The 24096-nt window shown below is 73.5% G+C and carries 26 protein-coding genes and 4 tRNA genes; 15 read left to right on the top strand and 15 right to left on the bottom strand.

Annotated features, from left to right (window positions below):
* Window positions 1-17: 17 nt before the first annotated feature.
* Window positions 18-1448, bottom strand: coding sequence for a nicotinate phosphoribosyltransferase (locus tag FZ988_RS00900; protein WP_149202124.1), 1431 nt, complete (start codon window positions 1446-1448; stop codon window positions 18-20).
* 93 nt (window positions 1449-1541) lie between these two features.
* On the opposite strand from FZ988_RS00900, the gene clpS reads away from it, so the two are divergent.
* The 7 genes from clpS (at window position 1542) to FZ988_RS00865 (ending at window position 7434) form a co-directional block, all read left to right on the top strand.
* The gene (gene clpS, locus FZ988_RS00895; protein ID WP_149202123.1) at window positions 1542-1877 is read left to right on the top strand and encodes an ATP-dependent Clp protease adapter ClpS; all 336 of its coding nucleotides are present in this window, start codon (window positions 1542-1544) and stop codon (window positions 1875-1877) included.
* Window positions 1874-2521, top strand: a complete 648-nt coding sequence (locus FZ988_RS00890; protein WP_246169063.1) for a DUF2017 family protein — start codon at window positions 1874-1876, stop codon at window positions 2519-2521. The genes clpS and FZ988_RS00890 overlap by 4 nt, the downstream gene beginning before the upstream one ends.
* 80 nt (window positions 2522-2601) lie before the next feature.
* On the top strand, window positions 2602-3417 hold the full coding sequence (gene murI / locus FZ988_RS00885) for a glutamate racemase (RefSeq protein WP_149202122.1): 816 nt from the start codon (window positions 2602-2604) through the stop codon (window positions 3415-3417).
* Window positions 3418-3424: 7 nt separating this feature from the next.
* Entirely contained in the window at window positions 3425-4228 is an 804-nt protein-coding gene (locus FZ988_RS00880; RefSeq protein ID WP_149202121.1) for an MBL fold metallo-hydrolase, read from the top strand.
* Between the two features lie 94 nt (window positions 4229-4322).
* Complete coding sequence (rph, locus tag FZ988_RS00875; RefSeq protein ID WP_149202120.1) at window positions 4323-5081, top strand: ribonuclease PH; 759 nt, start codon at window positions 4323-4325, stop codon at window positions 5079-5081.
* On the top strand, window positions 5078-5716 hold the full coding sequence (gene rdgB, locus FZ988_RS00870; RefSeq protein ID WP_149202119.1) for an RdgB/HAM1 family non-canonical purine NTP pyrophosphatase: 639 nt from the start codon (window positions 5078-5080) through the stop codon (window positions 5714-5716). Before rph ends, rdgB begins: the two co-directional genes overlap by 4 nt.
* A gap of 71 nt (window positions 5717-5787) precedes the next feature.
* The gene (locus FZ988_RS00865) at window positions 5788-7434 is read left to right on the top strand and encodes an ABC-F family ATP-binding cassette domain-containing protein (protein WP_149202118.1); all 1647 of its coding nucleotides are present in this window, start codon (window positions 5788-5790) and stop codon (window positions 7432-7434) included.
* A gap of 78 nt (window positions 7435-7512) precedes the next feature.
* On the opposite strand, the gene FZ988_RS00860 is transcribed toward FZ988_RS00865, so the two are convergent.
* On the bottom strand, window positions 7513-8064 hold the full coding sequence (locus tag FZ988_RS00860; protein ID WP_149202117.1) for an NUDIX hydrolase family protein: 552 nt from the start codon (window positions 8062-8064) through the stop codon (window positions 7513-7515).
* Between the two features lie 161 nt (window positions 8065-8225).
* On the opposite strand from FZ988_RS00860, the gene trxA reads away from it, so the two are divergent.
* Complete coding sequence (trxA, locus tag FZ988_RS00855; RefSeq protein ID WP_149202116.1) at window positions 8226-8651, top strand: thioredoxin; 426 nt, start codon at window positions 8226-8228, stop codon at window positions 8649-8651.
* A 75-nt stretch (window positions 8652-8726) separates the two neighbouring features.
* On the opposite strand, the gene FZ988_RS00850 is transcribed toward trxA, so the two are convergent.
* Window positions 8727-8809, bottom strand: a tRNA-Leu gene (locus tag FZ988_RS00850).
* Window positions 8810-9065: 256 nt separating this feature from the next.
* Between FZ988_RS00850 and FZ988_RS00845 the strand changes: the two genes are divergently transcribed.
* Window positions 9066-9599 carry a CarD family transcriptional regulator gene (locus FZ988_RS00845; RefSeq protein ID WP_149202115.1) on the top strand — a complete coding sequence of 178 codons (534 nt, stop codon included), beginning with the start codon at window positions 9066-9068 and terminating at the stop codon, window positions 9597-9599.
* Window positions 9600-9669: 70 nt separating this feature from the next.
* On the opposite strand, the gene FZ988_RS00840 is transcribed toward FZ988_RS00845, so the two are convergent.
* Entirely contained in the window at window positions 9670-10137 is a 468-nt protein-coding gene (locus tag FZ988_RS00840; RefSeq protein ID WP_149202114.1) for a peroxiredoxin, read from the bottom strand.
* A gap of 132 nt (window positions 10138-10269) precedes the next feature.
* On the opposite strand from FZ988_RS00840, the gene FZ988_RS00835 reads away from it, so the two are divergent.
* From FZ988_RS00835 to FZ988_RS00825, 3 genes are all read left to right on the top strand, one after another.
* Window positions 10270-10566 carry a GroES family chaperonin gene (locus tag FZ988_RS00835; RefSeq protein ID WP_149202509.1) on the top strand — a complete coding sequence of 99 codons (297 nt, stop codon included), beginning with the start codon at window positions 10270-10272 and terminating at the stop codon, window positions 10564-10566.
* A 136-nt stretch (window positions 10567-10702) separates the two neighbouring features.
* On the top strand, window positions 10703-10987 hold the full coding sequence (locus FZ988_RS00830; protein ID WP_149202113.1) for a hypothetical protein: 285 nt from the start codon (window positions 10703-10705) through the stop codon (window positions 10985-10987).
* A 160-nt stretch (window positions 10988-11147) separates the two neighbouring features.
* A tRNA-Lys gene (locus FZ988_RS00825) sits at window positions 11148-11220 on the top strand.
* Window positions 11221-11307: 87 nt separating this feature from the next.
* Here the strand turns inward: FZ988_RS00825 and FZ988_RS00820 are convergent.
* Window positions 11308-11688, bottom strand: coding sequence for an STAS domain-containing protein (locus FZ988_RS00820; protein WP_188078919.1), 381 nt, complete (start codon window positions 11686-11688; stop codon window positions 11308-11310).
* 249 nt (window positions 11689-11937) lie between these two features.
* Here FZ988_RS00820 and FZ988_RS00815 point away from each other — a divergent pair, with 249 nt between their 5' ends.
* Entirely contained in the window at window positions 11938-12867 is a 930-nt protein-coding gene (locus tag FZ988_RS00815; protein ID WP_149202111.1) for an ATP-grasp domain-containing protein, read from the top strand.
* A 78-nt stretch (window positions 12868-12945) separates the two neighbouring features.
* A tRNA-His gene (locus FZ988_RS00810) sits at window positions 12946-13021 on the top strand.
* 112 nt (window positions 13022-13133) lie between these two features.
* On the opposite strand, the gene orn is transcribed toward FZ988_RS00810, so the two are convergent.
* The 3 genes from orn to FZ988_RS00795 form a co-directional block, all read right to left on the bottom strand.
* Window positions 13134-13775, bottom strand: coding sequence for an oligoribonuclease (gene orn, locus FZ988_RS00805; protein ID WP_149202110.1), 642 nt, complete (start codon window positions 13773-13775; stop codon window positions 13134-13136).
* Window positions 13776-13879: 104 nt separating this feature from the next.
* Entirely contained in the window at window positions 13880-14125 is a 246-nt protein-coding gene (locus FZ988_RS00800) for a hypothetical protein (protein ID WP_149202109.1), read from the bottom strand.
* 121 nt (window positions 14126-14246) lie between these two features.
* On the bottom strand, window positions 14247-14543 hold the full coding sequence (locus FZ988_RS00795; RefSeq protein WP_188078918.1) for a hypothetical protein: 297 nt from the start codon (window positions 14541-14543) through the stop codon (window positions 14247-14249).
* Window positions 14544-14718: 175 nt separating this feature from the next.
* Here FZ988_RS00795 and FZ988_RS00790 point away from each other — a divergent pair, with 175 nt between their 5' ends.
* Entirely contained in the window at window positions 14719-15537 is an 819-nt protein-coding gene (locus FZ988_RS00790; protein WP_149202107.1) for a phosphatase PAP2 family protein, read from the top strand.
* 7 nt (window positions 15538-15544) lie between these two features.
* Here the strand turns inward: FZ988_RS00790 and FZ988_RS00785 are convergent, their stop codons facing one another.
* From FZ988_RS00785 to FZ988_RS00755, 7 genes are all read right to left on the bottom strand, one after another.
* Window positions 15545-17830: a glycoside hydrolase family 31 protein gene (locus FZ988_RS00785; protein ID WP_149202106.1), complete on the bottom strand. Its 2286-nt coding sequence runs from the start codon at window positions 17828-17830 to the stop codon at window positions 15545-15547.
* Window positions 17827-18990 carry a glycoside hydrolase family 15 protein gene (locus FZ988_RS00780; RefSeq protein WP_149202105.1) on the bottom strand — a complete coding sequence of 388 codons (1164 nt, stop codon included), beginning with the start codon at window positions 18988-18990 and terminating at the stop codon, window positions 17827-17829. Before FZ988_RS00780 ends, FZ988_RS00785 begins: the two co-directional genes overlap by 4 nt.
* Before the next feature lie 95 nt (window positions 18991-19085).
* Window positions 19086-20336, bottom strand: coding sequence for an ABC transporter substrate-binding protein (locus tag FZ988_RS00775; protein WP_149202104.1), 1251 nt, complete (start codon window positions 20334-20336; stop codon window positions 19086-19088).
* An 86-nt stretch (window positions 20337-20422) separates the two neighbouring features.
* Entirely contained in the window at window positions 20423-21247 is an 825-nt protein-coding gene (locus tag FZ988_RS00770; RefSeq protein ID WP_149202103.1) for a carbohydrate ABC transporter permease, read from the bottom strand.
* Window positions 21240-22202 (bottom strand): carbohydrate ABC transporter permease, encoded by a 963-nt coding sequence (locus FZ988_RS00765; RefSeq protein ID WP_149202102.1) that lies wholly within the window; start codon window positions 22200-22202, stop codon window positions 21240-21242. Before FZ988_RS00765 ends, FZ988_RS00770 begins: the two co-directional genes overlap by 8 nt.
* Complete coding sequence (locus tag FZ988_RS00760; RefSeq protein WP_149202101.1) at window positions 22199-23416, bottom strand: ROK family transcriptional regulator; 1218 nt, start codon at window positions 23414-23416, stop codon at window positions 22199-22201. The genes FZ988_RS00765 and FZ988_RS00760 overlap by 4 nt, the downstream gene beginning before the upstream one ends.
* 489 nt (window positions 23417-23905) lie before the next feature.
* A tRNA-Arg gene (locus FZ988_RS00755) sits at window positions 23906-23978 on the bottom strand.
* Between the last annotated feature and the right edge of the window lie 118 nt (window positions 23979-24096).

Genomic DNA, 24096 nt, shown 5'->3' with positions numbered 1-24096 from the left:
CGTGCTGTCCGACCCCCTCAGGCCTCGAGCGCCAGCCAGGTCGTCGGGACCGCCGGGTCGCCAGCGGACAGCCGCCGCGCACCGCGAGGCAGCTCGGCGCGTGAGGCGTGGTGCCGCTCCGCCGCACGCTGGACGCCGGTGCTCCCGGTCCACCGGGTGTCGACGGCGCCGCCGACGACGAGCGGGACGTGCAGGGGCCGCAGGTCCGTGTCCGTGGGCGACCACCCGGCGACGGCCTCGTCGGCGCCGTGCACGACGACCTCCTCGACGACCCGGCCGTCGGGACCGTAGCGGCGGGCCGCCGTCTTGCGTCCGCCGCTGGTGCTCTTCTTCGCCGAGGCCTTCGCGACGGGGGCGAGCACGCCGTCGGCTCCCTCACGGGCGACGATCTTGTAGACCATGCCGCAGGTGGGTGCCCCTGAGCCGGTCACGACGGAGGTCCCGACGCCGTAGGAGTCGACGGGGGCGACCGCGAGGGCCGCGATCGCGTGCTCGTCGAGGTCGGAGCTCACGACGATCTTGGTCTCCGTGGCGCCCAGCTCGTCGAGCAGGGCCCGCACGTCGTGCGCGAGAGATGTCAGGTCGCCGGAGTCGAGACGGACCGCGCCGAGGCCCGTGCCGGCGGCGGCCACGGCGTTGCGGACGCCCTGGAGCGTGTCGTAGGTGTCCACGAGGAGCGTCGTGCCGGTGCCCTGCGCGGCGAGCTGGGAGGCGAAGGCGGACTCCTCGTCGTCGTGGAGGAGCGTGAAGGCGTGGGCCACGGTCCCGATCGTCGGCACGCCGTAGCGGCGTCCGGCCTCGAGGTTCGACGTGCCGGTGAAGCCCGCGACGACCGCGGCGCGCGACGCGGCGACGGCGGCCTCCTCGTGGGCGCGGCGCGAGCCCATCTCCAGGCACGGGCGGTCCACGGCGGCGCTCGTCATGCGTGACGCGGCGGACGCGACGGCGGAGTCGTAGTTCAGGACGGAGAGCGCCAGGGTCTCGAGGAGCACGGCCTCGGCGAACGTGCCCTCGACGACGAGCACGGGGGAGCTCGGGAAGAAGCACTCGCCCTCGGCGTACCCGGTGATGGACCCGCTGAACCGGTAGCGCTCGAGGAAGTCGATGGTCGCGCGGTCCACGACCTGGTGCCGCGACAGGTAGGAGAGCTCCTCGTCGCCGAACCGGAAGTCGGCCAACGCCTCGAGGAGGCGTCCGGTGCCCGCCAGGACCCCGTAGCGCCGGCCGGCCGGCAGCCGCCGCGTGAACACCTCGAACACGCAGTGGCGGTGGGCGGTTCCGTCCGCGAGGGAGGCCTGGAGCATGGTCAGCTCGTAGCGGTCGGTCAGGAGCGCCGTCGAGCCCTGCCGGCTCCATGACGACCGCGGCGCGTCGGGGGTGACCGGCTCGCCGGGGGCGGACGGGGAGGACGTGGGTGCCGCCGACGGCGAGGGCAGCTCTGCGCTCATGGTCACCACCGTAAGGGTGAACGGACGCGGGCAGGGTGCGGGGTCCGCGGATCGGCGTACCGGTGCTCGTGCGTGCCCTCCTAGAGTGGTGGGGTGCCTCCGTCGACCGTCGTCGTGCCCGCGCCCGACGTGTCGGCCGTGCCCGTCCAGACGCCGCGCACCACGGTGGACGCGCAGGAGGAGGGGGCGACGGCGCCCGGCTGGGTCACGATCGTGTGGAACGACCCCGTCAACCTCATGAGCTACGTCACCTACGTGTTCCGCAGCTACTTCGGCTACCCGCAGGACCGTGCGGAGACGCTGATGCGGCAGGTGCACGAGGACGGGCGTGCCACGGTCTCCCGCGGCAACCTCGAGCAGATGGAGATCGATGTGCAGGCGATGCACGGCTTCGGGTTGTGGGCGACCGTGCAGGTCGCGGGCGAGTGAGCGACGAGCCGGTGTGGTCGTTCAGCCGGGCCGGTGACGGTCCGGGGTACGTCGCGCGTCTCGACGGCGCCGGGCGGGCCGTCCTCCTCGACGTGATCGACGAGGTGCTGCGTCTGCTCGGCGACCCGCTGACGTCGCCGGACGCGACGGACGCCGAGCGGTGGTCGGCGCTGACGATCCCGGGCCCGCCCCTCGAGGTGCCCCAAGACCCGGCCGTGCGCCGGCTCCTGCCCGACGCGTCGCCGGACGCCGACGTCGCGGCCGAGTTCCGTCGCCTCACCGAGGACGACCTGCGCGCGACCAAGGCGGCGGGCCTGCGTGCCCTGCGTGCGGCGGTCGACGCCGGCCGACCCGAGGTGCTCGTCGTGCCGAGCGAGGCGGGCCGGGTCGCGGCGGCCTTGACGGACCTGCGTCTGGTCCTCTCGGAGCGGCTCGGCGTGCGCGACGACGACGACGCCGAGGCCGTGTACCGGCTCGCCGCCGAGGAGGAGCCGCCGTCACCGGCGGACTCGGTCGCGTCGATGCGGCACTTCCTCGCGGCGGTCTACGCCGTCCTGACGCTGCTGCAGGAGTCCCTCGTCGGGCTCATGCTCGAGGAGCTGCCGGGCGCGGCGCCCGGCCGGCCAGGGACTGCCCCGGCCTGACGGGTGCTGTGAGGCACGTCGCACCCTGCGCCGGTCGGACGGCGGGCTGGGCGTGGGCGGGCGCCGTTAGGCTCGGGCGCGTGAACGACGCCCCCATCGGCATCTTCGACTCGGGAGTCGGCGGGTTGACCGTGGCCCGCGCCGTCCTCGACCAGCTGCCGCACGAGTCCGTCCTGTACATCGGTGACACCGCGAACGGCCCGTACGGGCCCAAGCCCCTCGCGGCGGTCCGCGCCCACGCGCTCGAGGTCATGGACGACCTTGTCGACGCGGGCGTCAAGATGCTCGTGATCGCGTGCAACAGCGCGTCGGCGGCGGTGCTGCGGGACGCCCGCGAGCGGTACACGCAGCGGCGAGGCCTGCCCGTGGTGGAGGTGATCCTCCCGGCCGCGCGGCGAGCGGCGGCGGCGACCCGCACGGGCCGCGTGGGAGTGATCGGCACCCGGGCCACGATCGACTCCAAGGCCTACGACGACGCGTTCGCGGTCGCGGCGGACCTGCGCCTCACGTCGCAGGCGTGCCCGCGGTTCGTCGAGCTCGTGGAGGCCGGTCGCACCTCGGGGCCCGAGGTCCTCGAGGTCGCGCGCGAGTCCCTGGCGCCGATCATCGCGGCCGACGTCGACACGCTCGTCCTCGGGTGCACGCACTACCCCCTCCTCACGGGTGTCATCTCCTACGTGATGGGCGACGGCGTGACCCTCGTCTCGAGCGCCGAGGAGACGGCGAAGGACGTGTACCGGATGCTCGTGGCTCACGGCCTCGAGCGGGACGCGAGCCTCGGTGCACCCACCCACCGGTTCCTCGCGACGGGCGACGCGGACGCGTTCGCGACCCTCGCGCGCCGGTTCCTGGGCCCCGAGGTGCTCTCGGTCGAGACCGCGGCGAGCCTGAGGTGACCGCGCGATGAGGCTCACGGTCGTCGGCTGCGCGGGGTCCTTCCCGGGCCCGGACTCGGCGGCGTCGTGCTACCTCGTGCAGGCCGACGACGCGGCGGGCCGCACCTGGAACGTGCTCCTCGACCTGGGCAGCGGGGCGCTGGGTCCGCTCCAGCGCGTGTGCGACCCGGCTGCTCTGGACGCCGTCGCCCTCTCCCACCTGCACCCCGACCACATGGCCGACGTGAGCGGGCTGTACGTGTACCTGCGGTACCGGCCGGTCGTCGACGGCGTTCCCCGTCGTCGGGCACCGCTGCCCGTGCACGGCCCCTTCGGCACCGCGTCGCGTCTCGGCGAGGCTTACGGCCTCGAGCCCGGCGAGGAGCTGACGGACCAGCTCGCGGTGCACACCTGGCAGGCGGGGCGCGCGGTCCGTGTGGGCCCGCTGACGTTGACCCCGATCTCCGTCAACCACCCCGTCCCGGCCTACGGGGTGCGCGTCGAGGGGCCGGCCGAGCTGGACCCCGGCCGGACCGTCACCCTGGCGTACAGCGGGGACACGGACACGTGCGCGGGCCTCGACGAGCTGGCGCGGGGCGCAGACCTGCTGCTGTGCGAGGCGGCGTTCGTGGAGGGTCGCGACGACGCGGTCCGCGACATCCACCTCACGGGACGGCGTGCCGGCGAGGCCGCGGAGCGTGCGGGTGCGGCCCGGCTGCTCCTCACGCACGTGCCGGCGTGGAACGCCCCGGACGTCGCGCTCGCCGAGGCGCGCGAGGTGTTCGCGGGGCCGATCGACACGGCACGGCCGGGGCTCGTCGTCGCTCTCTGACGACACCACGGCGGGCCGCGCCAGGACCTGTCGCCCTCCGTGCGCGCCGCGACGAGGTCGGGCCACGTCGCTGGTTTCGCCTAGGGTTCGGGGCATGACCTCTGAGATCTCTGCGGCCGCGCTGCGCGCCGACGGCCGTCGGCCGGACGAGCTGCGCCCCGTGACCATCACCCGCAACTGGCTCGACGCGGCCGAGGGCAGCGTCCTCGTCGAGTTCGGCCGCACGCGCGTGCTGTGCGCCGCGTCCTTCACCGAGGGTGTCCCGCGCTGGAAGAAGGGCTCGGGTGCCGGCTGGGTCACCGCGGAGTACGCGATGCTCCCGCGTTCGACGAGCACGCGCTCCGACCGCGAGTCCGTCAAGGGCCGCATCGGTGGCCGCACGCACGAGATCTCGCGGCTCATCGGCCGGTCGCTGCGCGCGGTCATCGACGTGAAGGCCCTCGGGGAGAACACGATCGTGCTCGACTGCGACGTGCTCCAGGCCGACGGCGGGACCCGCACGGCGGCGATCACGGGCGCGTACGTCGCGCTCGCGGACGCGGTCGCCTGGGGCCAGCGCGAGGGCAAGATCACCGGGACCAGGCCCGTGCTGACGGACACGGTCGCGGCCGTGAGCGTCGGCATCATCGACGGCGTGCCGATGCTGGACCTGCCCTACGTCGAGGACGTGCGCGCGGAGACGGACATGAACGTGGTCGTCACGGGCAAGGGCCTGTTCGTCGAGGTCCAGGGCACGGCCGAGCAGGCGGCGTTCGACCGCCGCGAGCTCGACACGCTGCTCGACCTGGCGCTCGGTGGCACCGCCGAGCTCGCCCGGATCCAGGCGGCCGCGCTCGGGACGCCGCAGGGGTGACGTCCGTGGCCCGCCTCGTCCTCGCCACCCACAACCCGCACAAGGTCGCCGAGCTGCGGGCGATCCTCGCGCCCGTCGTCACCGGCTTGCGCCCCGAGGACGTCGTGGGCTCGGCCGACGTCGCCGCGCCCGTACCTCACGAGGACGGCGTGACGTTCGAGGAGAACGCGTTGATCAAGGCGCGGGCGCTGGCGGCCTTCACCGGGCTGCCGGCCATCGCGGACGACTCCGGGCTGTGCGTCGACGTGCTCGGCGGCGCCCCCGGGGTGTTCTCGGCACGGTGGGCCGGGCGGCACGGTGACGACGCCGCGAACCTCGCGCTCCTGCTCGAGCAGGTCGCGGACGTGCCTGACGCGCACCGGGGTGCCGGGTTCACGTGCGCCGCAGCCCTGGTCACGCCTGACGGCTACGAGCACGTCGAGACGGGCGTCATGCGCGGCACCCTCACGCGTGCGCCGCGCGGCGAGGGCGGGTTCGGCTACGACCCGATCCTCGTCCCGGACGAGCAGCCCGCGCATGCCGCGGGCCGGCTGCTGACGTCGGCCGAGCTCACGCCGCAGGAGAAGAACGCGATCTCCCACCGGGGCAAGGCCTTCCGTCTGCTCGCGCCCGTCGTCGCGGCGAGGCTCCGCTGAGCAGCACGCCGCTCGACCCCGGTCGCGCTGGCCCGGACGGACCGTCGGCGTCGGGCGGTGCCCACCTCGCCGTGCGTGACGTCGCCGTGGGGTACCCCGGTCGCGAGGTCCTCTCGGGCGTGACCTTCTCCGCGGGGCCGGGGGACCGGATCGGCCTCGTCGGTGAGAACGGCACGGGCAAGACGACGCTGCTGCGGGCACTCGCAGGGGAGATCCCCGTCCGCTCGGGGCAGGTGCGTGTGCGGGGCGACGTCGTCGCGGTCGCGCAGGAGCTCGTGGCCCCCGCCGGCGTGACGGTCCGTGACGTGGTCGACGAGGCGCTCGCGGGGGCCCGCGCCCTCGCGGCCGAGCTCGCGGCGGCCACGCACGCCGTCGACGCGCTCGCCGGGGACGCCCCGGGCGCCGAGGTCGCAGCCGCGTCGCGTCGGCTCGCCGAGGTCCTCGGGCGGGCAGAACGCCTCGGCGTGTGGGACGCGGACCGTCGGGCCGACGAGGCGCTGACGCGCTTCGGCGCGCCCCGCGACCTCGACCGGGAGCTCGCGACGCTGTCCGTCGGCGAGCGCTACCGGGTGCGCCTCGCGTGCCGGGTCGCCCAGCGTGCCGACGTTCTGCTGCTCGACGAGCCGACGAACCACCTCGACTCCGCGGGGATCGAGCACCTCACGCAGGAGCTGCGGGCCTGGCCCGGTGTCGTCGTGATCGTCACGCACGACCGCCGGCTGCTCGACGACGTGATGACGGCGATCCTCGACCTCGACCCGTCGGTCGACGGCCGTCCGACCCTGTACGGCGAGTCGAGCTACGCGACGTACCGGTTCCAGCGCGCCGCGGCGCTTCGTCGCTGGCGTGCGCGCTACGCCGCGGAGCGCAAGCGGGCCCTGGCCCTCGCCGAGCGGCTCGACGAGGCCTACGAGGGCCTCTCCGACGAGTGGCGCCCCCCGAAGGGCAGCCAGCGCCACCGCCGCGCGACGCGCGCGCGCATCCACGTGAAGGCCGCGGATCGCCTTGTCGAGCGCCTCGAGGCGCAGGCCGTCGAGGTACCCGTGCCGCCGCTGACGCTCGCGTTCCCGGACCTGCCGGCGCTCCCCGAGGGCGTGGACGGCCGGCACCCGCTCCTCGAGGTCCGCGGGGTCCACGTCCCCGGGCGCCTCGACCTGCCGGGTGTGCGCGTGGACCTGCCGGCCTGCGGGCGGCTGCTCGTGACGGGGCCCAACGGGGCCGGGAAGTCGACGCTGCTCGCCGTCCTGGCGGGTTCCCTGCCCTCGGTCCGCGGCGTCCGGCACGCCGCCCCGGGCGTCCGCTTCGGCCTCCTGGGCCAGGACGACGACGCGCGGGAGGAGCCGGCGCCCGCACCCGGTGACGAGCGCACGGGGTTCGAGGCCTACGCCGCGCACGCGCTCGCGCTGCTCGACGCCGGGCGCCTCGACCCGGCGCGCCTCGTGCCCGTCGCGGCGCTCGGTCTGCTGACCGAGGACGACCTCGACCGGCCCCTGCGTGAGCTGTCGGTGGGTCAGCGCCGTCGTTTCGAGCTCGCGAAGGCGCTGCTGGCCGCGCCGCACGTGCTCCTGCTCGACGAGCCGACCAACCACCTCTCGGTGGCGCTGGTGGACGAGCTCACCGAGGCGCTCGTGACGACGAGCGCGGCGGTCGTGGTCGCGACGCACGACCGCGCGCTGCGCCACGACCTCGCGCACTGGCCGGAGCTCGCCCTGGGCTGACCCGCCCTCGGCTGAGCATCCCCGGGCTGAGCGGACCGGTCCCGGCCGGCGCGGTGCGGACTTCGCGGACCGTCCGGGTCAGGGCAGGCGGCCGACGTACGCCATCGCCTGGCGCAGGAGGTAGCCGTGCCCGCCGGTCATCTCGACCTGCACCTGGCTCCCGCAGGCCTCCTCCGGCGTGAGCCACGCGAGGTCGAGGGCGTCCTGCTGCGGCTGGCAGTCGCCCGAGACGGGCACCACGTAGGCCATGGACACGGCGTGCTGCCGCGCGTCGTGGTACGGCGTGACACCGGGCGTCGGGAAGTACTCGGCGACGGTGAACGGCTGCGGGGCCGCAGGGATCTGGGGGAGCGCGACAGGCCCGAGGTCCTTCTCGATGTGCCGCAGGAGCGCGTCACGGATGCGCTCGTGGAACATGACCCGACCGGAGACGAGCGCGCGCGTCATCTCGCCCGCGCCGTTGACCCGCAGGAGGAGCCCGACGGCGATGACGTCCCCGCTCTCGTCGACGCGCACCGGGACGGCGTCGACGTACAGCATGGGCAGGTGCCCCCGCGCGGCGGCGAGCTCGCGCTCGGTGAGCCAGCCGTCGGGCTTCGGCTCCCGGGGGTAGTCGGCGGTGTCGGTCATGCACGCGAGCCTAAGGGTGAGCGGGGGGAGGGAATACCCGGCCCGCCGAGGCGTTGACGCACGCATGGCCCCAGGGCCGGTCCGGTGGCCGGACCGTGCGGGTCGCGGAGGGTGCAGGTGCGCCGCGCCGCCCGCGCTGACCCCGAACGAGAGGAACCAGGATGCCGACGATCGAGCTGACCGAGCAGGACTTCGAGAAGGCCGTCACGACGAACGACATCGTGCTCGTGGACTTCTGGGCCGCCTGGTGCGGTCCGTGCCGCCAGTTCGCGCCCGTGTTCGAGGAGTCGTCGGTGGAGCACCCCGACGTCGTCCACGCGAAGGTCGACACCGAGGCCGAGCAGGGCCTCGCGGCGGCGGCGAACATCACGTCCATCCCGACGCTCATGGCGTTCCGCGAGGGCGTCCTCGTGTTCGCGCAGCCGGGCGCGCTGCCCAAGCAGTCGCTCGAGCAGGTCGTGCAGGCAGTCAAGGGCCTGGACATGGACGCGGTCCGCGCGCAGATCGCGGCTCAGCGCGAGGGCGAGCCGGAGGCGCACGACCACGACCACGAGCACGACCACGCGGGTCACGGTCACCAGCACTGACGCCGCGGTGGCATGACGGCCGCGCTGCCGGGCACGCCCTGTCGGGCATCCCGCGTCGAGGTGCCGACGTCGGGGTGCGCGAGGCGGGAATCGAACCCGCACGCCCGAAGGCACCAGGACCTAAACCTGGCGCGTCTGCCTGATTTCGCCACTCGCGCTCAGGGACGAGAGTAGAGGCTCCGGGGCCGACGACCGCCTGTGAGGAACCGCACAGGCGAGCCGTCGGCCCCAGGGGTGGGACACTGGTCGGGCCGGTTCGCGGCGGACAGCACCCATCCGTATGGGCATGCCGCCTCCGCGCTCCCGCGCCGGCCACCGACCGTCCCAGGTCGGGGTCGCGCGCCGGGACGACGGCCTGCCGGGCACGCCCGGGGGCTGCCGAACGCGGTGCCGCGCCCAGAGCAGAGGCCGCACATGGAGTTCTCCGAAGGTCAGACAGTCGTCCACCCCCACCACGGCCCCACGACGGTCGTGTGCGTCTCGGACCGCAGGTTCCGGGACCGCGCACGCAGCTACGTGACCCTCCGGGTGCACGGCAGCGAGCTCGCCATCGACGTCCCCGTCGACGCAGCCGACGAGGTCGGGCTGCGCCCGGTCAGCGACGGCCGGGCGGTCGCGGCGCTGCTCGACGTGCTGCGATCGGCCACGGGCCCTCAGCAGGAGATGTGGTCACGCCGGATGAAGGAGAACACGGAGCGTCTCCGGTCCGGCGAGCTGCTCGTCATCGCCGGCGTCGTGCGTGACCTGGCCCGTCGTCAGCGCGACCACGGGATCTCAGCCGGGGAGAAGGACCTTCTCAAGCTCGCACGTCACCCACTCATCACGGAGCTCGCGCTCGCCCTCACGCTGACCCGCGAGGCCTCCGAGGCCGTGCTCGATCACGCCATCCTCGGTGACGCCGTCCTCGGTGACGCGCCCGGCGAGGCTTCCATGGCGGCGGCGTCCTGAGGGACGCGGCCACGCCTGAGCCCGCGCGGGACGGTGGCCCGACGACCGGTGGTCGTCGGGCCGTCGTGCCTCAGTCCAGCCCGAGGTCGCGGCGCAGCTTCGCCACGTGGCCCGTCGCCTTGATGTTGTAGCGCGCGAGCTCGACGGTCCCGTCGGGCGCGACCACGATCGTCGAGCGGATCACGCCCGTGACCGTCTTGCCGTACAGCTTCTTCTCGCCGTAGGCCCCGTACTCGGTCAGGACGGCCCGGTCGAGGTCCGAGGCGAGCGGGTAGGTCAGGCCCGCGGACTCGACGAACTCGGCGAGCTTCGGGACCGGGTCGGGCGAGATGCCGACGACCCGGTAGCCGGCACCCTGCAGGGCGTCCAGCGAGCTGTTGAAGTCGCAGGCCTCCGTGGTGCACCCCGGCGTCATCGCCGCGGGGAAGAAGAAGAGCACCACGTGGTCGCCGCGCATCGCGGAGAGCGTGAGGGAGCCGCCGTCGTGCGTCGGCAGCGTGAAGTCGGGGGCGAGGTCTCCGACGTCGAGGCGCGGCATGGTTCTCCTTCGGCAGGGGGCCTCCCAGCCTAGCGACCGCGGACCCGCGACCCGCCGGGTGTCGAGTACGGTCGGCGCGTGAGCCCGACAGCCCCCGTCCCCGCCGCCCCGGAGCCGCGTCCCGCCGTCCGCATGCTCAACGACCGGGTCCTGGTCAGGGTCGACTCGGAGTCCGCGGAGCGCATGTCCTCCTCGGGCATCCTCATCCCCGCGACCGCGACGATGGGCAAGCGGCTCGCCTGGGGCGCGGTCGTCGCCGTCGGGCAGCACGTGCGCCAGGTGGACCTCGGCGACAGGGTCCTCTTCGACCCGGAGGACCGCGCCGAGGTGGAGATCGGGGGCGTCGAGTACCTGCTGCTGCGTGAGCGGGACATCCACGGCGTCGCGGAGCCCGAGGCCAGCGGTGAGGGAACCGGGCTCTACCTCTGAGCGTTCGACCGTTGAGGCGTCCGACGACGCGGGCGCGGGTCCGGCACGGGGGCCGCGCGGCGCGCCAGCCGTTGCGCGCCAGGTCCGATGGTGGTGCAGTGAGACCTTCGAGCAGTGCGAGGAAGAGGTGCACGTGATGGCCCCGGAGACCACTCCCTGGCAGGACGACGACGCTCTCGTCGACCTCGAGCCCGACGCTGCCGTGACGGAAGCGGCCGAGCACGTCGAGGAGGAGGCGAGCGCCGAGGTCATGCACCTGCTCGCCGAGGGCGTCCCGCTGGCCCTCCTCGCCGACCTCGTGAGCCCCGACGGACCTGCCTCGCCCGCGATCCTCGAGGACGAGGGCCTGCCCGACGTCGCCTGGTGGGACGGCGGCGACGAGGGCCACCACGAGCGGTCCGAGCCGCAGACGGCGGGCTGACCGACAGGCCCTCGCGTTGCCGAGGGGTCGAGTCGGCGCGGCACCGAGGGCTCCTCGGCGGCCCGGGCGTGACGTGCGTCACGCCCACCGCGTCGCGTGCGTAGGCGGGTCGGATCCGGTTTCGCTTCGGCGTCGTCCCGGTGCTAATCTCGTGCACCGCGCGCCATTAGCTCAATTGGCAGAGCAGCTGACTCTTAATCAGCGGGTTCGGGGTTCGAGTCCCTGATGGCGCACAGTGAAGGCCCCTGACCAGTGGAGACACCGGTCGGGGGCCTTCGTCGTACCCGGGCACCTGGCTCGCTCCCGGCCCCCTGCGGTTCTCAGCCCTGCCCGTCGCCGGCGGCCGACGCGGGCCCGGCCGAGCTCTCGCCGTCGGCGATCGGCAGGATGCGGTCGACGCCCGTGATGGTGAGCAGCTCGCGGAGCATCCACGGCGGGTTGTGCAGCTCGACCGGGTAGCCGTTGCTCTCGGCGTCGCGTGCGAGGCGGACGAGGATCGACATGCCGGTCGAGTCGATGAACGTCACGTCGCGGGTGTCGATGACGAGGGGGAGGCCACGCTCCACGACCTCGGCGCACAGCTGCGTCGCGTCGCGTCGCACGGTCAGGTCGATCTCGCCCCAGGCACGTACCACCGAGCGGTCGGCCTCGGCCTCGAGGGACATGCCCGACTCGCCCGCCCCCGTCTTCGCTTCCTCCACGATGCCTACCTCTCCGTGCGGGACGACTGCCCCCTCCCGGCTGATCAAACCGCACCGCGGGCGGGTCGGCATCGCGGGAGGCGGCACCCGGACGTGCCCGTCACCTGGACGGGTGAGTCGGCACGGGTCCGGCGGACCCGCCATGATGCGCCCTGGGATCCCCGACCGTGATCCGCCGCGGTGGGCGTCGACCCCGCCGCTGGACGCCCGGCCCAGGTCGGGAAGGGGCTCGCCGTCTAGGGTGGTGCCGTGACTCGAATCGCGCTGGCCACCTGCACGGCCCTGCCCGACCTGGACCCCGACGACGCCCCGCTCCTGGGAGCCCTCCTGCAGCGCGGCGTCGAGGCGCAGACGGTCGTCTGGGACGACCCCGCCGTCGACTGGAGCGCGTTCGACCTCGTGGTCATCCGCTCGACGTGGGACTACGCGCAGCGTCGTGGCGAGTTCCTCGAGTGGGCGTCGCGCGTCGAGGCGGTCTCGACCCTGGCGAACCCCTACCCGGTGGTCCGGTGGAACACGGACAAGCACTACCTCGACGAGCTCGAGCGTGCGGGCGTCCCCGTGGTCCCGACGATCTGGCTCGAGCCCGAGCGGCACCTCTCCTCGCGGGCCCTGCACACGCGGTTCCCGGCGCACGGCGACTTCGTCATCAAGCCTGCCGTGTCCGCGGGCTCGGTCGACACGGGGCGCTACACGGCGATCGACGCCGGGTCACGGGGTCTGGCCATCCGCCACGCGCGGCGCCTGCTCGAGGCGGAGCGCACGGTCATGGTGCAGCGCTACCTGCGCAGCGTCGACACCGTCGGTGAGCGCGCCCACGTCTTCATCGCGGGCGAGTACTCGCACAGCGTTCTCAAGGGCGCGATGCTCGACGGGCCGGACGTCGGCGTCGACGGCGTCTACAAGGAGGAGCGCATGGAGCGCATCACGGCCTCCGAGACGGAGGTCGAGGTGGCCCGGGAGGTCATCCGCGTAGCGCGCCGGCTGCTGACCGCCTCGGCCGACGGCGTGGAGGTCCCTCCCGAGCCCTTCCTGTACGCCCGCGTGGACGTGGTGAGCGGTGACGAGGAGGAGCCTGTCCTCATGGAGCTCGAGCTCGTCGAGCCGTCCCTCTTCACGAGCCTCGGCGACGGCGCGCTGGACCGCTTCGCCGACGCGATCGTGGCGCGGGCGCGCTGACCCGAGCACCCCGGGAGACCGGGTAGACTTTCCGCCGGTCCTTGGCCGTGCCGCGAGGTGCGTGCCGAACCGGCCGTGGTGGCTATAGCTCAGTTGGTAGAGCACCTGGTTGTGGTCCAGGGGGTCGCGGGTTCAAGTCCCGTTAGCCACCCCACGAGGTCGCCGAGGCGGCCGACACGAAGAGCCGCGGGCATCGCGCCCGCGGCTCTTCGTGTCTCAGCTCGTCGCACTGATGGGCGTCCCGCCCCGCGGCGCCTGTCCTCAGCTCACGGCGCGTTGCGGCCCTGCTTGACGGAGCTCGCGAGGACCTCCGCGGCGATGCGCTTCGCGGTCGTCGAGTCCGGGCCGGGCTGCGGCACGAGCATCGCGGCGCGGTAGTAGCGCAGCTCGTCGATGCTCTCCAGGATGTCCGCGAGCGCGCGGTGGCCGCCGTTCTTCTCCGGGGAGGAGAAGTAGATGCGGGGGTACCAGCGTCGGGCGAGCTCCTTGACGGAGGACACGTCGATGACGCGGTAGTGCAGGTGGCCCACGAGCTCGGGCATGTGCCGCTCGAGGAACGCCTTGTCGGTGCCGACCGAGTTGCCCGCCAGCGGCGCCTTGCCGGCGTCGGGCACCCAGGTGCGCAGGTAGTCCAGCACCTGGGCCTGCGCCTCCTCGACGCTCACGCCGCCCGGGAGCGCCTCGAGCAGGCCGGAGGTGGTGTGCATGTTCCGGACGAAGGGGTCCATCTGCTCGAGCGCCTCGACGGGTGGTGTGATGACCACGTCGGCGCCGTCGCCGAGCACGTTGAGCTCGGAGTCGGTGACCACTGCGGCCACCTCCACGAGGACGTCGCGGTCGAGGTCGAGACCGGTCATCTCGCAGTCGATCCAGACGATGCGGTCGTTCGGGCTGCTCGCAGGGCTCACGCGGTCACTGTACGGGCTCGCGTGCACGTCGCCCGGGACGAGGGGCCGGGGTGCCGCGCCCGCGGCGGCACCAGCAGTCAGGGTCGTGGGTGACGCGGCGGCAGTCACCCGTCGCGGCGCGGAGGGGCCGGTGCGGTGCCCGCGACCCAGGCCGCGACCAGCACGACGACGGCCGCTCCGGCTGCGGCGACGGCCGCGAGCCACCACGGGTTGCCGGCCCACGAGGTGACGGCCCCGGTCGCGAGGCCGCCGATGGCCGCGAGGACCACACGGTCGCGCCAGGGGTGCGCCGGGACGTCCGCGGCGGGTGCGTCGCGCGGGAGTGCGTCGTCCGGGCCGTGCCGGCTCACCAGGCGGGGCCTGCGGCGGGGGAGGGGCCGGACATGGCGCCATGGTCGCAGAACCCGGCGGCGCCGGTGCGCGATCGCGGCGTGCGGCCCGCAGACGGGGTCACCCCGTGGCTGCCTGGCGTCAGGCGGCCACGGGGTGACGGTCGTGCAGTGCGGCGTCGGCGGCCCGGTGATCACCGGCACCCGCCGGGGCGGACCGGTGCTCACCGGCGCCCGCCCCGGCGGTCCGGGGAACGCCTGTGTCCCGCGCGGTCGCCCGGTGGACGGCCGTTGCCGACGTCGGACGGTTGCCGCGCGAGGTCGGGACGCGTGCCCCGCGCTCGCGCCGACGGAGCTGGACCTCGTGCTCGAGGGTGCGCTCCTTGAGCTGGTGCGCGCGTTCGCGCACGGACGACTCGTAGACGGTCAAGGGATGCATGGTGGTGCTCCAGGGACGTGAAGGGACTGGTTGGCAGGACGGGCCAGGTCCTTCACCGCGGTAGGACCACGGTCCCAGGCGGGTGGCTCCCCGTGCACGACATTTTCGGACACCACGGTCGTCACGCCCGACGCGTCGGCGCGCGCCCCGGGCCGGCGCCTGAGATCCTCGGTTGATGCCACGTCACGAGCCACCCGCACCCGACGGCGCACCCGTGGGCTCGATCGATCGTGCTCGCGACGAGGCCCGACGCGCGTGGTCGCGCCGTGCGTGGCTGGGTGAGCAGGTGCGTGACCGTGGACCGCAGGTCGCGATCGGCGTCGGCCTGGCGCTCGTCGTCCTCGGTGCCGCGGGCTTCGTGGGCGTGCTCGACGCGGTGCAGGAGAACGACGACCTCGCCGAGCTCGACCGGCCCGTGCTGGAGGGGCTCGCGGGTGCCCGTAGCCCCGTGCTGACCACGGTCCTGACCGCGATCACGACGGTGAGCGGCCCGCTGGTGCTCCCCGTCGTCGCGCTGGCCGCGGCGCTCGCATGGGGGCTGTGGGGACGCCAGTGGTGGCAGGCATCGCTGCTCGCGGGCTCGATGATCGCCTCGACAGTGGTCTCGCTGACCATCAAGAACCTGGTCGCGCGGCCCCGGCCGCCCGTGGACAGCCAGGCCGTCGCGGGCGTCGAGTCCACGTACTCGTTCCCCTCGGGTCACACCATCGCCACCGCGACGCTCCTGCTCGTCATCGGCTACCTCGCGTGGATCCGGCGCCCGAGTGTCCGGTCGCTCGTCCTGTGGGTCCTCGCCGTCGTGCTCGGGATCGTGGTCGTCGCGCTCAGCCGCCTCTACCTCGGCTACCACTTCGTGACCGACGTCGCCGCGTCGGTCACGCTCGCGCTCGCGGTCCTGGGTGGGGTCGTCGTGGTCGACCGACGACGGGCCGTCCGGGCGGCGCGGGTCACCGCCGCCCAGGTGGGCGACGACGACGAGCCCGCGCGGACGTGAGTCGCGCCTAGAGGCCCAGGTCCGCCCGGAGGGCCGACGCCGTCGCGCCGTCGTCGCTCGTCCGGACGTACACGGGAACGACGTCGCGTGGCACGTCGCGCTCGACCACGCGGCCGCCGTCGTGCACCTCGCCCGACCACAGGTCGGTCCATGTGCCGGCCGGGAGATAGGTGCGCCACGTCGTCGCGCCGGGCTCGGTGACGGGGTGCACCAGGAGGTCGTCGCCCAGCAGGTACTCGGCGGGCCAGTCCCACACCGCGGCGTCGTCGGGCCAGTCGAAGAAGAGGCCGCGCATGAGGGGGCGTGACGAGGCGATGGTGCCGGCGGCCTGCTCGGCGAGGTAGGGCACGAGGCGTTCGCGCAGGTGTGCGAGGCGCTTGAACTCACCCACCACTGCCGTGTCACCCGTCAGGTCGGCGACGTTCCACGGTGTGCGGTCGCGCAGCGGCGGCCGGTGGTGGTTGAACTCCGAGTGGTACTGCATGACGGGCATGAACGTGGCCGCGGCGGCGGATCGCACGTACAGCTCGGGGTCGGGTACCGGGCCGGAGAACCCACCCAGGTCCCAGCCCCAGTAGACGATGCCGCAGGACGCCGCGGTGATGCCCGCGTTGAGGGTCCAGCGGAACGCCTCCCACGTGGAGTCCTCGTCGCCCGCCCAGAACAGGCCGTGCGCCTGGGAGCCGGTGAACCCGGACCGCGAGAACGTCACAGGCGCCTTGCCGGCCGAGCGCAGCAGGTCGCCGAACGCCCGTGCGTAGTGCACCGGGTAGAGGTTGTTGCCCTCGTCGCCGCGCCGGCCGTCGGCGTAGCGCAGGTCGGCCCCCCAGGCGTGCTCGCCGCCGTCGGTCTTGAAGCCGTCGACGCCGAGGTCTTCGACGAGGTACCGGCGCTTCGCCGTCCACCAGTCGCGGGTGCGCTGCACGGAGAGGTCGGGCATGAGCGACTGCGGGAACCACCAGCCGCGGTTGCGGTACGGCGTCCCGTCGGCCTCGGTCACGCAGTGCCCGCCCTCGACCATGGCGGTGCCCTCGAGGAGCACCTGGGCGTCGTCGGGCGTCTGCGGCGGCAGGTCGTGGCGTGTCTTGAGCAGGGGGATCTGCCAGAGGATCACCTTGATGCCGCGGGCGTGGAGCGCGTCGACCATCGCCTTCGGGTCGGGCCACGCGTCGCCCCACGTGAAGTCGTCCGCGCGGAACGGCGACCCGTCGGGGCGCGGCTCGTAGGCCGCGTCCCGCCAGATCATGATCCCTTCCTCGTCGCTCCACGCCTCGATGACGACGGCGCCCACGGGGATGCCCAGCTCGGCGTGCGTCGCCATGCGCTCGGTGACCAGGGCCTGGGTGTTCCACTCGTTGCCAGACGCCCACAGCCGCAGGACCCACGCCGGCAGCTCCTCGGGGCGGCCCACCTCGGTGAGGAAGGCATCGAGGACCTCGTGCGGGGCGCCCGTGTACAGGCCCACGTCGAGCGCCTCGTCGTGCGTCCCGCCGAGGGCGACCTCGACCCGCAGCTCACTCTGGTCGGTCGCGCCGACGTCGTACCAGGAGCGACGGGACGTCCGCACGTGGAACCCCCACGGCTCGCCCCCCGAGGGCCCGGGCAGGACGTGCGCGAACGGCATGGGGAGGTAGGTGCGCCCGAACCTGCCCTGCGACTTGTACTGCTCGAACACCACGGCGTCGAGGACCCGGCCACGCTGGTCCACGGCGTCGTAGCGTTCGCCGAAGCCCACCACGTGCGCATCCGGTGCGATGCGGAGCGAGAACCGTACGCGGTGCAGCCCGTCGGCGCTCGCGAGCCAGGTCACCGAGCCCGGCACGACGCGCGGGTGCCCGTCGACGGGGATGCCGTCGACGGTGAGCGACCCGCCCTCCGGGCGCCAGGAAGCCGGGGCGACCTCGAACCAGGGCGTCTCGACGGGTGTCCCGTCGGTGGCGGTCCCGGTGAAGCGGTACCGGGCTCGCTCGTCGTCGGCGAGGCCAGGGACGTCGACCCCGTAGGCACCGGAGCTGGCGAGCTGCGCTGCCTGAGCTTCCGCGAGATGCCCCTCCCCGCCCGCGAGGGCTGCGGCGTCGGCGGTGTCGGTCGCGAGGGCGTGGGCGGGCAGGGTGGTCGCACGCGGTATGCCGTCGGCGCCGGTGACCTCCCAGGTCAGGCACACGTCGCGGACCTCGTGGGCCTCGACGCCGAGGTGGATCGGCTCTCCGACGAGGGGCAGCACAGGGGTCCGTTGGTCGGGCGAGGCCGCGTACGGGTGCTCGATGCCGGCGGGGCGGTGGCGCAGGGTCATCGGTTCTCCACGGGGGGAAGCAGGCCGAGTTCGTCGGCGAGGATCAGGTACATGCCGTGCGACCACAGCAGCGGCGTGGCGACGGGTCCCCAACGCTCGATCCACTCGGCCCGGGAGGCCGGGTGCAGCAGGTGGTCGGGCACCTGCTCGGGGAGGTCGCCCTCGGGCGTCGCGTGCGCGGCCACCCATTCGAGTCGTGCACGGGCGGAGGCGACGTCCCCCGTCGCAGCCTCGTTCCAGCCGAGCAGGCACGTCAGCAGCAGCCACTGGCCACCGCCGTAGAACACGTCGGCCGCGAAGCGGTGGACGCCCGGGGTCGCGAGGTCGGTGCGGATGGCGTCGAGGGTCCCGGTCGCGAGCGGTGACCCCGGCGCGGTGATGCCGTACGGGACGACGCAGGCGGCCAGTGAGCCGTCGACCGCGCTCGAGCCCGCCCACTTGGTCAGGTGCGGGAGCGAGGCCGTCGGTGGCTCGTCGCCGCCGGCCACGCACTCGGCGAGCATCGTGGCTCGGATCGCCGCGGCCGCGGCTGCGGCCGCCTCGGCCCTCCCCTCGTCGAGCGCGCCGGACCGGGCGATCGCCGTCAGCCCGGCGAAGTTGGCGCCGAACGTCGAGCCGTGGCGGTGGGCGACGTGCTCCTCCCACCAGTCGTAGCAGGGACGGTCCCAGAAGGCGACGAGGTAGTCCGTCGCGACGGCGAGGCCTCCGGCCCAGCGCGCGAGGTCGAGGCCGTGCCGTTCGGCGTGGGTCACCACGGACCACAGCCAGGTGCCGTAGCCGTCCGTCTGGAAGTCCCACCACGGGTCGTTGCCGTCCGCGCCGTCGAGCGTGAAGCGCGTGGGCAGCATCTCCTCGTTGCCGGGCTCGTCGCCGCGGCTCTGCCGGTCGACGAGGCCACGCACGGCATCCGCACGCGCCATCAGGATGCTCGCAGCCCAGTCGTGGAACGCGCCGGCCGACGTCACGTCGCCGTAGCGGGACATCCCCTCGGCGGTGAACGCGCCGTCCCGGTACCAGGCGTAGCCGCGGTACGCGGAGAAGGTGGGGGAGGCCGGGTAGGCGCCCGACGGCGCCTGGTGCGTGGCGATGACCTCGTGGCTGCGTCGGGCGAGGGCCACGAGACGTGCGGTCACGGGGGTCTCGGCGGTGGTGTGCGGCATGGTGCGGGGCTCCTGGGAGGGCGTGGCGCGGGTCGGTCCGGTGCGGCCGGCAGGGTGCCCGTCCGCCGACGGGCGGGCACCCTGCCGACGAGCGGTCAGCCGAGGATCGCGTCGACCTGCTCGGCCATCTGGGCGGCGGCGTCGGCGGCGCTCACGCGCCCCGCAGCCACCTCGGTGAGCAGCGCGTCGACGACGTCCTGGACCTCGGCCGCGCGCTCGCCCAGGTCAGGAGTGAGGGCGACGTTCTCGAGCGAGTCGAAGACGGCCTGCCGGTTCGCCGGGGCGCCGAGCGCGAGGTAGTCCGCGACGACCGTCTCGTCCGACGTCGGGGGCAGCTCCCACCCGGACTCGAGCCGCAGCTGCGCAGTGACGTCCGAGCCCGCGAGGAACTCGGCGAACGCCGTCGCCTCCGCCGGGTGCTCCGAGGTCGCCGAGACGGCGACGGCGTTGGAGAACATCGCCGACGCCTGCTGCGTGTTGCCGGGCTCGACGACGATGTCCCACTCGTCGGTCATGTCGGCGAAGGTGCCGAACATCCAGATGCCGCTGTGGAACATCGCGAGCTTGCCGTCGGCGAAGAGGCCGGAGTCGAAGTCCGGGGTACCCGCTCCCTGCTCGGGCGTCGGCATCACGGTGCCGGACTTCCCGGCGAGCCACTCGATGGCCTCGATGCCCCCGGGCGTGTCGAACGCGGCCTTGCCGTCGTCGCCCAGGAACGACTCACCGTTCTGCTCGAGCGCCTTGTAGAACTCGTAGTAGCTGATGGGCTGGTAGTCGCCGAAGACGCCGGCGGCCTGGTCGGTGAGGGCCTCGGCGGCCGTCTTCTCCTGCGCCCACGTCCAGTCGGCGGTCGGGTACTCGACGCCGGCGGCGTCGAACAGGGTCGTGTTGTAGAAGAGCACGACGTTCGAGAACGACGTGGGGATCGCGTACTGCGTGCCGCCGGTCTGGTACGTCTCGAGGAGGGTCGGGTCGAACGCCGCGGGGTCGTCGAGCGTGACCTCGGCCAGGACGCCGTTCGCCTGGTAGGCGCCGTACTGCCCGTACTCGATGTCGAACACGTCCGAGACGGTCCCGGCCGCGAGGTCGGTCTGGAGCGCGGTGAAGTAGTCCGCGTAGGCCATCGTCGTCACGTCGACCGTGACGCCGGGGTTCTCGTCCTCGAACGCGGCGACGATCGCGTCGAGATTCTCCTCGTTGCCGTTGTTGGAGATGAAGTTCGTGTACGTGAGCGTGACGTCCTGGGACCCACCGGCGTCGTCTCCCGTCCCGCCCGACGAGCAGGACGCGAGAGCGAGCACGGCCGCGGAGGCGGCGAGCACCATGATGGGTGACCTGCTGTTCATTGCGGTGATCTCCTTCGATCGGTGTGGGGGAGCGGGTGCCGTAAGGGCAGTGGGGAGCGAGGAACGGACGGCGCGGCGTCGTCCGGCTACTTCAGGCCCGAGGACGCGACGCCCTGGACGACGTACTTCTGGGCGAAGACGTAGAGCGCGAGCATCGGCAGGATCGAGACGACCGACCCGGCCATGACGACGTCCCACTGGGTCGTGTACTGGCCCTGCAGGGTCTGGAGCGCCACGGGAAGGGTGTGGAGCTCGGGGGAGCGCAGGATGATCAGCGGCCAGAGGAACGCGTTCCAGCTCGACATGAAGCCGAAGACGACGAGCGTCGCGACCGCGGGACGGATGTTCGGCAGGACCACCTGCGTGAAGATGCGCAGGTGCCCGGCGCCGTCGATGGTCGCGGCCTCGTCGAGCTCACGCGGCACCTGGTTCACGGCCTGGCGCAGCAGGAAGACCCCGAAGCCCGAGGCGACCGACGGGAGCAGTGCGCCGAGGTAGGTGTCGATGAGACCCAGCGCCTTCATCTCGACGAACAGGGGGACGATGAGCACCTGGAACGGGATCATCATCGTCACGAGGTAGAGCGCGAAGACTGCCCCGGAGCCCCGGAAGGGCAGGCGGCTGAACCCGTACGCGGCCATCGCGCTGGTCACGACCTGAGCGACCGTCGCGGCGACCGCGAGGCCGAGCGAGTTGAGCACCACGCGCCCGAACGGCAGGTCGGCGAAGAGCTGCTGGTAGGCGGCGATCGACGGGTCGTCCGGGAAGAGCTGCGGGGTGGCCGAGAGGCCGCTGCCGGGGCTGATCGACGTGACGACGGCCCAGACGAACGGGAAGAGCATGACGAGGGCGCCGAGCACGACGACGGCGTGCAGCGCGATCGAGCGCGGGGTGAGCAGGCGTTCACGCATAGGTGACCCACCTCCGCTGGCCACGCACCTGGATGACGGTGACGACGAGGATCACGGCGAACAGGAGCCACGAGAGCGCCGCGGCGCCCCCGGCCTCCCCGTACCGGAACGCGAGGGCGTGGACCCGGAGGACGACCGTCTCGGTCGAGCCGTCGGGCCCGCCGCCGGTCATCGCGTACACCTGGTCGAACACCTGGAAGCCGTTGATGAGCGTGATGACGACGACGAAGAAGGTCGAGGGGGAGAGCAGCGGGAGCACGATGGACCGCAGGCGCCGCCACCAGCCCGCGCCGTCGACGCGTGCGGCCTCGATGACGTCCGTCGGGATCGCCTGAAGCCCGGCGAGCAGGATGACCATGACGAACCCGAGGTCCTTCCAGGCCGAGGCCAGGATGATCGACGGCATCGCCCACGCGGGGTCGGTCCACCAGCCGGGCCCGTCGATCCCGATCAGCCCGAGGGCCCAGTTCACGACGCCGACGCTCGGGTTGAGCAGCCACCGCCACACGAGTGCGACGACGATCCAGGAGGACACGACGGGCAGGAAGTAGATGCCGCGCAGCAGCGACCGGCCCTTGAGCCTGGCGTTGAGCGCGAGCGCGAGGGCGAGGCCCCCCACGTAGACGAGCGGCATGTAGCCGACGATGTAGGCGAGCGTGTTGCCGAACGCGTTGCGGGTCGCGGGGTCGCCGAGCTGGTCGGCGAAGTTGGCGAGACCGACCCATCGCATGGGGGAGAGCAGGTTCCACTCGTGGAGGCTGATCCACGCCGCGCCGAGCATCGGGCCGATCGTGAAGGCGAGCAGCGGCAGGGCGCTGGGCAGCAGGAACAGCAGGATCCAGCCGACGCGCTTGGCCCGCGGGACGCCGCGGCCTGATCGACGGCCGGCGGGCGCCCGCTCCGGGGGGCGGGGTGCGGTGGCGGCGGTGGCGGCCGCGACGGTGGGTGCGCTCATGTGGCGTCGCCCCCCGCCACGTGCAGGCGTGCGCGGACGAGGTCGCCCTGCTCGCCGCTCACGCCCTCCGCGTCCAGCGGAGACGCGAGGACCAGCGCCGCGGCGCCGAGTGCCCAGCGGTCGTCCGCCCACGGCTCGGTCAGCACCGGGACCGTGCGCCGGCTCGGCATGAGGTGGCTGCGGAACGACTCCTCGAAGGCGCGGCGCCAGTGCGGCCAGGCGTCGATGCCCTCGCCGAGGAGCACCACGATCTCGGGGTCGACGGTGTGCACCAGGCCCGCGAGGGTCCGGCCGAAGAGCCGGCCCGCCCGGGCGAAGACCTCCCGAGCACGGTCGTCACCGGCGTCGGCCGCCGCGCGTAGGTCCCGCATGCCCTGGGCGTCGTCGAGGACGCCTGCCTCCCGGCCTTGGCGCACGAGCGCCGCCTCGCCGACGAGCGCCTCGAGGCAGCCGCGTGAGCCGCAGCGGCACAGCGGCCCGTCGGGGTCCACGGGGATGTGCCCGATCTCGCCGGCACCGCCCGAGGCACCGCGGAACACCGAGCCGTCGACGATGATGCCGCAGCCGATGCCGCGGCCGATCGTCACGACGACGTACGTCGAGTGTTCGCGTCCTGCGCCGTAGAGCGCCTCCGCGACGGCGAGGGTGTTGACGTCGTTCTCGACGAGCACGGGAACGCCGAGGGCCGCGCGCAGCACGTCGCCGACCCGGGCCTCGGACCAGCCGAGGGTGGGCGCCGAGACGACGCCGGACGCCTGCGAGTCGACCGAACCGGGGATGCCGACGCCGACGCCGAGCAGGTGGCCGCCGTGCTGGGTCACCGCCGCACCGATCTCGCGGGCGAGGAGGTCGAGGGCGTCGGGGGCGTCGGGGTCGAAGGGCCGTACCGACGACGAGGTCACGCTGCCGTCGAGCCGGGCGTCGACGATGGCGAGGTGGTCGGCGGTGACCTTCACGCCGATGGCCCCGCCCGCGGTGTGCACGAGCCCGAGGAGCCGGCCGGGGCGTCCGCCCTGGGACTTGGCGGTCTCCAGCTCGGTCACCAGGCCGCGGGCAATGAGGTCCTTGGTGATCTGGGTGATCGTGGCGGGGCTGACGCCGAGGGCGCGGGCGACGTCGGCGCGGGACGTCGGGCCGCGTGTGCCGAGCAGGCCCAGCACCGCGGAGGGGACGAGGTCCCCGCGCGAGCTGGTGGGTCGACTGGCCTGACGCATCGGACTCCTTCGTTCGTTGCTTTGTTCGGGACTAAATAAAGCACTGAACGCGGGGGCTCGGCAAGGACCGTGATCGAACCGTGATCCGGGGGGAGGGTTACCGCCTTCATGTCCATCCGGGGCCCAGCCGACCGTCCGGCTCCGGACCCGCCGGTCTGCGCCGAGCACCCGCCGGACACCGGCGCCCGGCAGACTGGGCGCATGGTCGACGCGGCAACGGCAGAGGAGGACCAGGAGCGCACGCGCGAGCTGAGCATCCTCCTCGACCGCTGGGACCCGATCGGCGTGTACACGGACCCCGGCGACGACTGCCCGGCCGGGGAGTACGCCTGCATGGTCGGGCCGCTGATGAGCATGCTCGAGCGTGGAAGTCCGGCGCCCGACATCGCCGCATGGGTGCGTCGAGAGCTGACCGAGCACTTCGGGCTGACGGTGACGCTCGGCGCCGCGGAGCTGGCAGTCGACCTGCGGACGTGGTGGGACGCAAGGCGCCCCCGGCAGGATTCGAACCTGCGACCTGCGGATTAGAAGTCCGATGCTCTATCCACTGAGCTACGGGGGCAGGGCCGGTCCAGCGTAGTGGGCCGACGTCTGGCTCGTCAGAGGTCCATGCGCCGACGCTGGTCACGATCGAGTGGGCCCCGCGTCACGCAGCCTCCGGCGCAGGCCGCTCGATCCCG

It is taken from the genome of Actinotalea subterranea, from assembly GCF_008364845.1.
GTDB classification, from domain to species: domain Bacteria; phylum Actinomycetota; class Actinomycetes; order Actinomycetales; family Cellulomonadaceae; genus Actinotalea; species Actinotalea subterranea.
The sequence above is the reverse complement of the archived record's forward strand: the minus strand, read 5'-3'. Positions and strand labels throughout refer to the sequence as shown.

Excerpts from the sequence above, each read along its gene's own strand:
- FZ988_RS00900 (WP_149202124.1), bottom strand. The coding sequence starts at position 1,448 with ATGAGCGCAGAGCTGCCCTCGCCGTCGGCGGCACCCACGTCCTCCCCG.
- FZ988_RS00880 (WP_149202121.1), top strand. The coding sequence starts at position 3,425 with ATGAGGCTCACGGTCGTCGGCTGCGCGGGGTCCTTCCCGGGCCCGGAC.
- rph (WP_149202120.1), top strand. The coding sequence starts at position 4,323 with ATGACCTCTGAGATCTCTGCGGCCGCGCTGCGCGCCGACGGCCGTCGG.
- FZ988_RS00860 (WP_149202117.1), bottom strand. The coding sequence starts at position 8,064 with ATGACCGACACCGCCGACTACCCCCGGGAGCCGAAGCCCGACGGCTGG.
- trxA (WP_149202116.1), top strand. The coding sequence starts at position 8,226 with ATGCCGACGATCGAGCTGACCGAGCAGGACTTCGAGAAGGCCGTCACG.
- FZ988_RS00845 (WP_149202115.1), top strand. The coding sequence starts at position 9,066 with ATGGAGTTCTCCGAAGGTCAGACAGTCGTCCACCCCCACCACGGCCCC.
- FZ988_RS00840 (WP_149202114.1), bottom strand. The coding sequence starts at position 10,137 with ATGCCGCGCCTCGACGTCGGAGACCTCGCCCCCGACTTCACGCTGCCG.
- FZ988_RS00835 (WP_149202509.1), top strand. The coding sequence starts at position 10,270 with ATGCTCAACGACCGGGTCCTGGTCAGGGTCGACTCGGAGTCCGCGGAG.
- FZ988_RS00830 (WP_149202113.1), top strand. The coding sequence starts at position 10,703 with ATGGCCCCGGAGACCACTCCCTGGCAGGACGACGACGCTCTCGTCGAC.
- FZ988_RS00795 (WP_188078918.1), bottom strand. The coding sequence starts at position 14,543 with ATGCATCCCTTGACCGTCTACGAGTCGTCCGTGCGCGAACGCGCGCAC.
- FZ988_RS00790 (WP_149202107.1), top strand. The coding sequence starts at position 14,719 with ATGCCACGTCACGAGCCACCCGCACCCGACGGCGCACCCGTGGGCTCG.
- FZ988_RS00785 (WP_149202106.1), bottom strand. The coding sequence starts at position 17,830 with ATGACCCTGCGCCACCGCCCCGCCGGCATCGAGCACCCGTACGCGGCC.
- FZ988_RS00780 (WP_149202105.1), bottom strand. The coding sequence starts at position 18,990 with ATGCCGCACACCACCGCCGAGACCCCCGTGACCGCACGTCTCGTGGCC.
- FZ988_RS00775 (WP_149202104.1), bottom strand. The coding sequence starts at position 20,336 with ATGAACAGCAGGTCACCCATCATGGTGCTCGCCGCCTCCGCGGCCGTG.
- FZ988_RS00770 (WP_149202103.1), bottom strand. The coding sequence starts at position 21,247 with ATGCGTGAACGCCTGCTCACCCCGCGCTCGATCGCGCTGCACGCCGTC.
- FZ988_RS00765 (WP_149202102.1), bottom strand. The coding sequence starts at position 22,202 with ATGAGCGCACCCACCGTCGCGGCCGCCACCGCCGCCACCGCACCCCGC.
- FZ988_RS00760 (WP_149202101.1), bottom strand. The coding sequence starts at position 23,416 with ATGCGTCAGGCCAGTCGACCCACCAGCTCGCGCGGGGACCTCGTCCCC.